At 74.2% G+C, this 7,467-nt stretch carries 7 protein-coding genes; 5 read left to right on the top strand and 2 right to left on the bottom strand.

The genetic code is table 11. The features are described 5' to 3' along the window. The 5 genes from E1295_RS33970 to E1295_RS33950 all read left to right on the top strand — a co-directional run. Positions 1-916, top strand: a 916-nt coding sequence (locus E1295_RS33970; protein ID WP_132636935.1) for an SWIM zinc finger family protein, incomplete at its 5' end; no start/stop codon positions are given. A 27-nt stretch (positions 917-943) separates the two neighbouring features. Continuing rightward, the gene (locus E1295_RS33965; RefSeq protein WP_246080677.1) at positions 944-2,371 is read left to right on the top strand and encodes a DUF5691 domain-containing protein; all 1,428 of its coding nucleotides are present in this window, start codon (positions 944-946) and stop codon (positions 2,369-2,371) included. Next, positions 2,368-3,432 carry an ATP-binding protein gene (locus E1295_RS33960; protein WP_132636933.1) on the top strand — a complete coding sequence of 355 codons (1,065 nt, stop codon included), beginning with the start codon at positions 2,368-2,370 and terminating at the stop codon, positions 3,430-3,432. The genes E1295_RS33965 and E1295_RS33960 overlap by 4 nt, the downstream gene beginning before the upstream one ends. Positions 3,433-3,467: 35 nt before the next feature. Next, the gene (locus tag E1295_RS49785) at positions 3,468-5,834 is read left to right on the top strand and encodes a DUF5682 family protein (RefSeq protein ID WP_181958089.1); all 2,367 of its coding nucleotides are present in this window, start codon (positions 3,468-3,470) and stop codon (positions 5,832-5,834) included. A gap of 76 nt (positions 5,835-5,910) precedes the next feature. Next, the gene (locus tag E1295_RS33950; protein WP_246080675.1) at positions 5,911-7,077 is read left to right on the top strand and encodes a VWA domain-containing protein; all 1,167 of its coding nucleotides are present in this window, start codon (positions 5,911-5,913) and stop codon (positions 7,075-7,077) included. Here E1295_RS33950 and E1295_RS49780 read toward each other — a convergent pair. Continuing rightward, the gene (locus tag E1295_RS49780; RefSeq protein ID WP_181958090.1) at positions 7,067-7,204 is read right to left on the bottom strand and encodes a hypothetical protein; all 138 of its coding nucleotides are present in this window, start codon (positions 7,202-7,204) and stop codon (positions 7,067-7,069) included. The genes E1295_RS33950 and E1295_RS49780 overlap by 11 nt on opposite strands. Further along, positions 7,201-7,365 (bottom strand): hypothetical protein, encoded by a 165-nt coding sequence (locus tag E1295_RS51315; protein WP_246080673.1) that lies wholly within the window; start codon positions 7,363-7,365, stop codon positions 7,201-7,203. The genes E1295_RS49780 and E1295_RS51315 overlap by 4 nt, the downstream gene beginning before the upstream one ends. Positions 7,366-7,467: the final 102 nt, after the last annotated feature.

Raw genomic sequence — 7,467 nt, 5'->3', positions numbered from 1 at the left:
GGGCGCGAGTGGGGAGACGGCGCGCCACGGGCGGGTCGCGTCGGGGCTGGCGGAGCTCGAGCGGTGGCTGGCCGACCAGGTGCGACAGGGGCTGGCGGGAGCCGCAGAGCACGACTGGGAGGGCCTGGCCAAGCGGCTCATCGACGCCCAGGCGCCCGCAGCGGCGGGCCTCGTCTCCCGGCTGACCCGGGTCCGTTCCGAGGAGGGCTGGCCGGGGCGGCTGCTGGAGGAATACGCGCTGCTCAACCTGCTGGCGGTCGCCTACCGGCGGCGGGCCGGGCTGCCCGCGGCGCTGGCGCGGACCGTGCTGATCCGCGCCGGGTTCCCCGTCACCAAGGAGGAGGTGCTGACCGGACCGGCCGTCCGCGATCACTGGGACGTCCTGGGCGGGCGCGACGAGGTGCAGGACCGGCTGACGGCGCGCAAGGTCTGGCTGCGCGGACGGCGGACCCGGCGTCCCGCGCTGATCCTCTCGTTCGCCCCGCAGGGCCAGCCGCTCGACGCCTCCCTGGTCACGGGCACCACGATCGACGCCGACCTCGCCTACTACCCGGGCGCCGCTCCGCTGCGGGCCCTGGTCGCCACCCGCCACGCCACCCTCCCGCCGCCGTCCGGTGCGCGGGGGCCTTCGGAGCCGTGCGGCCCGCCGGGGGTCTCGCCGGAAGAAGCGCTGGACGAGGTGGCCGCGGCGCTGGCGGACGATCCGTGGACGGAGTCGTGGCCGCTCGTCCTCACCGGGGTGGTGCCGGAGCGCACCGGGCTCGGCGGCCTGCCGCTGCACGTCAAGGCCCACGACCCCTGGCGGCTCATCGCCGTGTCGGGCGGGCGCCCGCTCACGGTGGCCGTCGAATGGACCCCCCAGGGCCTGCGGCCCCTGACCACGTGGGGCGACGACGGCAGGGCGGTGATCGTGTGATGGGCAGCCGGTGGGCGATGAGTGGACGTGCGAGTGGGCGAGGAGTGGAAGGGCGGTGATCCTGTGACGGGGTGGGAGGAGCTGACGTCGACGGCGCTCGTGGGCACCGACCGCAGGCCGTACGACGGGGATCTGCTCGCCCGCGCCGCCGTGGAGGTGGCGCGGCGGCGCGCGGGCCGGCCGCTCGGGAAGGCGGCGGAGCAGGACCCGGCGCCCGCCGAGGAACGGCCGGCGGTCGGCGGGCGCGCGGCCGAGCGGCTGATGCGGATCCTGGGCGGCGAGCAGGAACGCCTGCTGGGGGAGTGGCTGGCCGCGGCCGCCGCGACCGGACGCAGAGTGCCCCCGTACACACTGCCCGAGCTGCTCGAACGCGGCCGGCGCGACCGCTCGATCAGGGTGCACCTGGGCATCCTGGCCGGGCAGCGCGGCCGCTGGCTGGCCGGGCTCAATCCCGACTGGGCCTACCTTCTGCAGGAGCCCACGGGCGAGACCTGGGAGCTGGGCTCGGCGGCCGACCGGCGGGCGCACCTGCGCCGCCTCAGGGCGGCCGACCCCGCGGGGGCCCGCCGGCTGCTGGAGAGCACGTGGGAGAGCGAGACGCCGGACGACCGGGCCGAGTTCGCGGAGGTGCTGGCCGACGGGCTGAGCATGGACGACGAACCGTTCCTCGAGCAGGCGCTCGACGACCGCCGCAGGGAGGTGCGCCAGACCGCCGCCAACCTGCTCACCCGGCTGCCCGGATCGCGCCTGTCGCGGCGCATGGCCGAGCGGGCGCGGGCGTGCGTGTCCATCGCCGGTGAGGTCATCACCGTCGAAGCGCCCGAGCTCTGCGACAAGGCGATGGAACGTGATGGCGTACGCGCCAAGCCGCCGAGGGGCATCGGCGAGCGGGCCTGGTGGCTGCAGCAGATCATCGCCCGCGCCCCGCTGCAGAGCTGGGGACATCCGCCCGCCCGGCTGCTCCGGATGAGGATCGTCGACTGGGACGCCGAGGTGAAGGCCGCCTGGGTACGCGCCGCCGTGCTGCAGAAGGACCCGGAGTGGGCGCGGGCGATGTTCGGCTGGGACCCGATCGCGGACCTCCTCGAATGCCTCCCGCCCGAGGAGCAGCAGGAACTCGCCGCCGGGTTCGTGAAGAAGCACGACCTGGACAGTCAGCTGATCATGGTGCTGGGCGGCGTCTCGTCCCACTGGCGGGAGGGCCTGGCCACGGCCGTGCTCCACAAGATCGTGAAGGTGGCCACGACGCAGCCGTGGAACCTCGGCGAGCTGGTCAAGCTGGCGGGCGAGCACATCGACCCGGCTCTGTTCCCGCTGGCCGAGAGCTACTCGCAGGTGGAGTCCGTCCAGCGGGTCGCCGCCCTGCTGCGTTTCCGCGCCGACATGTACGCCGAACTTTCCGCAAGTGAACGAAGCGAGGAGACCATGGAACGACCGGCGAAGGAGGGCGCATGACGGTGCTGCGCCCGCACGCGGAAGACCACTACGCCGAGGAACTGGCCGTCCTCGCCAAGGACGACGACCGGCCGAGGCCGCCCGGCTGGAAGTTGTCGCCGTGGGCCGTCACCACCTACATCCTGGGCGACGGCGACCGCGTCACCCCGAAATACGTGGGCGCGCGGCGCATCGTCGAGGTCGCCGTCGCCACGCTGGCCACCGACCGCGCGCTGCTGCTGCTCGGAGTGCCCGGCACCGCCAAGACCTGGCTGTCCGAGCACCTCGCCGCGGCCATCAGCGGCGACTCGACGCTGCTCGTGCAGGGCACCGCCGGCACCGCGGAAGAGGCCGTCAGATACGGCTGGAACTACGCCAGGCTGCTGGCCGAGGGCCCGTCGACCGAGGCGCTGACCCCGTCGCCCGTGATGCGCGCGATGGCCGAGGGCCGGGTCGCCCGCGTCGAGGAGCTCACCCGCATGCCGTCCGACGTACAGGACGCCCTGATCACGGTCCTGTCGGAGAAGACCCTGCCGATCCCCGAGCTCAACCGCGAGGTCCAGGCCGAACGCGGCTTCAACGTCATCGCCACCGCCAACGACCGCGACAGGGGCGTCAACGAGCTGTCCAGCGCGCTGCGCCGCCGTTTCAACACCGTGGTGCTGCCCGTTCCCGCCACCGCCGAGGAGGAGGTGGACATCGTCGCCCGCCGCGTCACCGAGCTCGGCGCCTCCCTCGACCTGCCCGAGACGACGACAGGCCTGGCGGAGATCCGCCGGGTGGTGACGGTGTTCAGGGAGTTGCGCACGGGCGTCACCGAGGACGGGCGCACCAAGGTCAAGTCGCCGAGCGGCACCCTGTCCACGGCCGAGGCGATCTCCGTCCTCACCAACGGCATCGCGCTGGCCGCGCACTTCGGTGACGGGGTGCTGCGCCCGTCCGACGTGGCGGCGGGGATCGTCGGCGCGGTGGTCCAGGAGCCGGTTTCCGACCGGGTGGTGTGGCGCGAATACCTGGAGACCGTCGTACGCGAGCGCTCGGACTGGCGCGACTTCTACCGCGCCTGTCGCGAGGTGTCGTGAACGCCCGCCCACCCGCCGGCGTCGGGGCGGCGGTCGTGCCGGGAGCGGGGCGGGCGGACGTACACGTGCTGGGCGTGCGCCACCACGGGCCGGGGTCGGCGCGAGCCGTGCGCGACGCACTCGAACGGCTGCGGCCCGACGTGATCCTCGTCGAGGGCCCGCCGGAGGCCGACCGGATCGTCTCGCTCGCCCCCGGCATGGAGCCGCCCGTCGCGCTGCTCGCGCACGTGCCGGGGCAACCGTCCCGAGCGGCGTTCTGGCCGTTCGCGGTGTTCTCGCCCGAATGGCAGGCCATCCTGTACGCCACGTCGGCGGGCGTGCCGGTGCGCTTCTGTGATCTGCCCGCCGCCCACTCGCTGGCCGGCGACGGCGACGAGGAGGTGCCTGAGCTGCGGGCCGACCCCATCGGGACGCTGGCCGCCGCCGCGGGCCACGACGATCCCGAACGCTGGTGGGAGGACGTCGTCGAGCACCGCGGCGACACTCCCTTCGCGGTGATCGCCGAGGCCATGGCCGCGGTCCGCGAGGGGCACCGGCCGGACGAGCGGGAGGCCAGGCGCGAGGCGCACATGCGCAAGACCCTCCGCGCGGCGATCAAGCAGGGTCACGAGCGGATCGTGGTGATCTGCGGCGCCTGGCACGTGCCCGCGCTGGCGGAGCCCCTGCCGCCGGTCGGCGCGGACAACGCGCTCCTGCGCGGCCTGCCGAAGGTGAAGGCGGAGCTGACGTGGGTGCCGTGGACGTACGGGCGGCTGGCCTCGCGCAGCGGCTACGGCGCGGGGATCGCCTCGCCCGGCTGGTACCACCACCTGTTCGACGCGCCCGACCGGCCCGTGGAGCGGTGGCTGACCGGGGCCGCGGGGGTGCTGCGTGAGGAGGGCCTGCCGGTGTCGTCCGCGCACGTCATCGAGTCCGTACGCCTCGCGCACGTTCTCGCGACACTGCGCGGCCGTCCGCTGGCAGGGCTGGGCGAGGTCACCGAGGCGGCCAGGGCCGTGTTGTGCGAGGGCGACGACCTGGCCGTGGAGCTGATCCAGCGGCGCATGGTCGTCGGCGACCGGCTCGGCCGGGTCAGCGACGGCACGCCGATGGTGCCGCTCCAGCGCGACCTGCGCGAGCAGCAGCGGCGGCTCAGGCTCAAGCCGGAGGCGCTCGACCGGGAGATCGACCTCGACCTGCGCAAGCCGCTCGACCTCGACCGCAGCCACCTGCTGCACCGGCTGCGCCTGCTCGGCGTCGGCTGGGGCACGCCGGGGCAGGCGCGGGGGAAAGGCACGTTCAGGGAGACGTGGACGCTGCGGTGGCGTCCGGAGCACGACCTGGCGCTCATCGAGCACGCCGCACTCGGCACCACCCTCGCGACCGCCGCCACCCAGCGGGCCAGGGGCCTGGCGGGGACGGAGCCGGTGGCGCTGGCGGAGCTGACGTCCCTGGTCGAGCAGTGCCTGCTGGCCGACCTTCCGGATGCCCTGCCCGAGGTGCTGGCGGCCCTGTCGGCCAAGGCGGCCCTCGACACCGAGGTCACGCATCTCATGGCGGCGCTGCCCGCGATGGTCCTGGCCCACCGCTACGGCGACGTGCGCGGCACTCCGGCGGAGGGACTGGCGGTGATCGCAGGGTCGATGCTGGACCGCGTCTGCGTGGGGCTGCCGGTGGCGGTGACGGGGCTGGCCGACGAGGCGGCGGCGGAGCTGCTCAAGCACGTCGACGGCGTGCATGCGGCCGTCGCCCTCCTCGACGACGGCACCCAGGGTGCGGCAACCGGACCGGGCGGCTCAGGCGAGGCGCACGCGGATGACAGGAGGTCCGGTGGCGACGCGTATGCGAAAAACGGGGCGCCCGGGGGCGAGGCGCACGCGGATGACGGGACGTCCGGGGGCGAGGCGCACGCGGATGACGGGACGTCCGGGGGCGAGGCGCACGCGGAGGCGGGGTCGCCGAGGAGGCGGTGGCTGGGCACGCTGCGCGGCATCAGCGACCGGCAGGATCTGCACGGGCTGATCGAGGGCCGTCTCACCCGGATCCTGCTCGACTGCGGCGAGCTCGACGACGCCGGCGACCGGATGTCCAGGGCCATGTCGCGCGGCCAGCTCCCGGCGCGGGCGGCGGCGTGGGTCGAGGGGTTCCTCGCGGGTGGCGGGCTGCTGCTGGTGCACGATCCGCGGCTGCTCGGCCTCGTGGACGGCTGGCTCACCGGGCTGTCGCCCGGCCAGTTCACCGACGTGCTGCCGCTGCTGCGCCGCACGTTCGCCGCGTTCGCCGCGCCGGAGCGGCGGGCGGTCGGCGAGCGGCTGCGCTCGACCGGCCGTGACGCGGGAGAGCCGGAGGAGAGCGTCGACGAACGTCGTGCCGCCCCCGCCGTCGCGACCGTGCTCGCCATCCTCGGAACATCGGGCCGATGACCGCGCGGCGGGCGTCCGCGGGACGCCGGACGGAGAGACGTGAGCAGGTGGCGGAGCCGGCGATGAGGGGGACGGGATGAGCGAGGCGGACGGGACGAGCGAGGCGGACGAGCGGATGCGCCGGTGGCGGCTGGTGCTGGGCGGCGGCGAGGCCGACGGCACCGGGCGCGACCTGCGAGGAGCCGACGCGCGGATGGACGCCGCGCTGGCCGCCGTATACGAGGAGGGCGGCCGTGAGGGCGGGCTGGGCGCGTCGGCTCCCAGGGTGGCCCGCTGGCTGGGCGACATCCGCACCTATTTCCCCTCCACGGTCGTCCAGGTCATGCAGAAGGACGCGATCGAGAACCTCAACCTCACCCGGCTGCTGCTCGAACCCGAGATGCTCGAAGCCGTGGAGCCCGACGTGCACCTGGTCGGCACGCTGCTCGCGCTCAACAAGGTGATGCCCGAGCAGGCCCGAGAGTCGGCCAGGGCGCTGGTGCGCCGGGTGGTGGCCGAGCTCGAACGCCGGCTCGCCCAGCGGACGAGGGCCGCGGTGACGGGAGCGCTCGACCGTTCGGCCAGGACCCACCGCCCCAAGCGGGCGGCCGACATCGACTGGAACCGTACGATCAGGGCCAATCTGCGCAACTACCTGCCCGAGAGGGACACCGTCGTCCCGTCACGCCTGGTCGGCTACGCCCGCAGGCAGCGTTCGGTGCAGCGCGAGGTGGTGTTGTGCGTCGACCAGAGCGGGTCGATGGCGGCCTCGGTGGTCTATTCGAGCGTGTTCGGGGCGGCGCTGGCGTCGATGCGGTCGTTGAAGACGTCGCTGGTGGTGTTCGACACGGCGGTGGTGGATCTCACCGACCAGGCGCACGACCCGGTGGAGCTGCTGTTCGGCACGCAGCTCGGCGGCGGCACCGACATCAACCGGGCCGTCGCCTACTGCCAGGGCCTCATCACCAGGCCGGCCGACTCGATCATGGTGCTGATCAGCGACCTGTACGAAGGCGGCGTCAGGCAGGAGCTGCTGCGCAGGGTGGCGGCGATGACGCAGGCAGGGGTCCAGGTGATCGTGCTGCTGGCGCTGTCGGACGAGGGGGCGCCGTTCTACGACCACGAGAACGCGGCAGCGCTGGCGGCGATGGGCGTGCCCGCGTTCGCGTGCACGCCCGACGCCTTCCCCGACCTGATGGCGGCGGCGATCGAGCGGCGCGACATCGCCCGGTGGGCGGAGCACCACGCCGCAGTCACGGGCTAGCGACCTCGGCCCTGGCCCTGCGGGGCAGCGCGAACGTCAGCACCAGCAGCCCGACCGCCACCCACACGGTGGCCTGCATCGACGAGCCGAAGTCCCAGTCCCGGCCGAGCAGGTCGAAACCCATCACGCCGGAGAAGAAGGCCAGGCCGGCCACCAGCCGCCGGTGAAGGCGCCGGTGAAGGCGCGCTTGCGGAACAGCCTGGGGGTGGCCAGCGGGTCGCGGCCGGACCTCGCGTGGTGGGCCTCGTAGCGGCCGGACACGGCGAACATCACGATCGAGGCGGGCATCGACACGTACGTCCAGGCGGGCCAGCCGAGCTCCGGCCCTGGATGAGCGGGAAGATCAGCAGGAACGCGGCGGTGGAGACGAGCGCGACGCCGGTGAGGTCG

Origin of the sequence: Nonomuraea mesophila, assembly GCF_004352805.1 — a bacterium.
In the GTDB taxonomy this organism is placed as follows: Bacteria; Actinomycetota; Actinomycetes; order Streptosporangiales; family Streptosporangiaceae; genus Nonomuraea; species Nonomuraea longispora.
Note: the sequence above shows the minus strand (reverse complement) of the source record. Positions and strands in the feature narration are given on the sequence as shown.

Coding starts and splice junctions, on each gene's coding strand:
- E1295_RS51315 (WP_246080673.1), bottom strand. CDS start 7,365: ATGCCCGCCTCGATCGTGATGTTCGCCGTGTCCGGCCGCTACGAGGCC.
- E1295_RS33960 (WP_132636933.1), top strand. CDS start 2,368: ATGACGGTGCTGCGCCCGCACGCGGAAGACCACTACGCCGAGGAACTG.
- E1295_RS33950 (WP_246080675.1), top strand. CDS start 5,911: ATGAGCGAGGCGGACGGGACGAGCGAGGCGGACGAGCGGATGCGCCGG.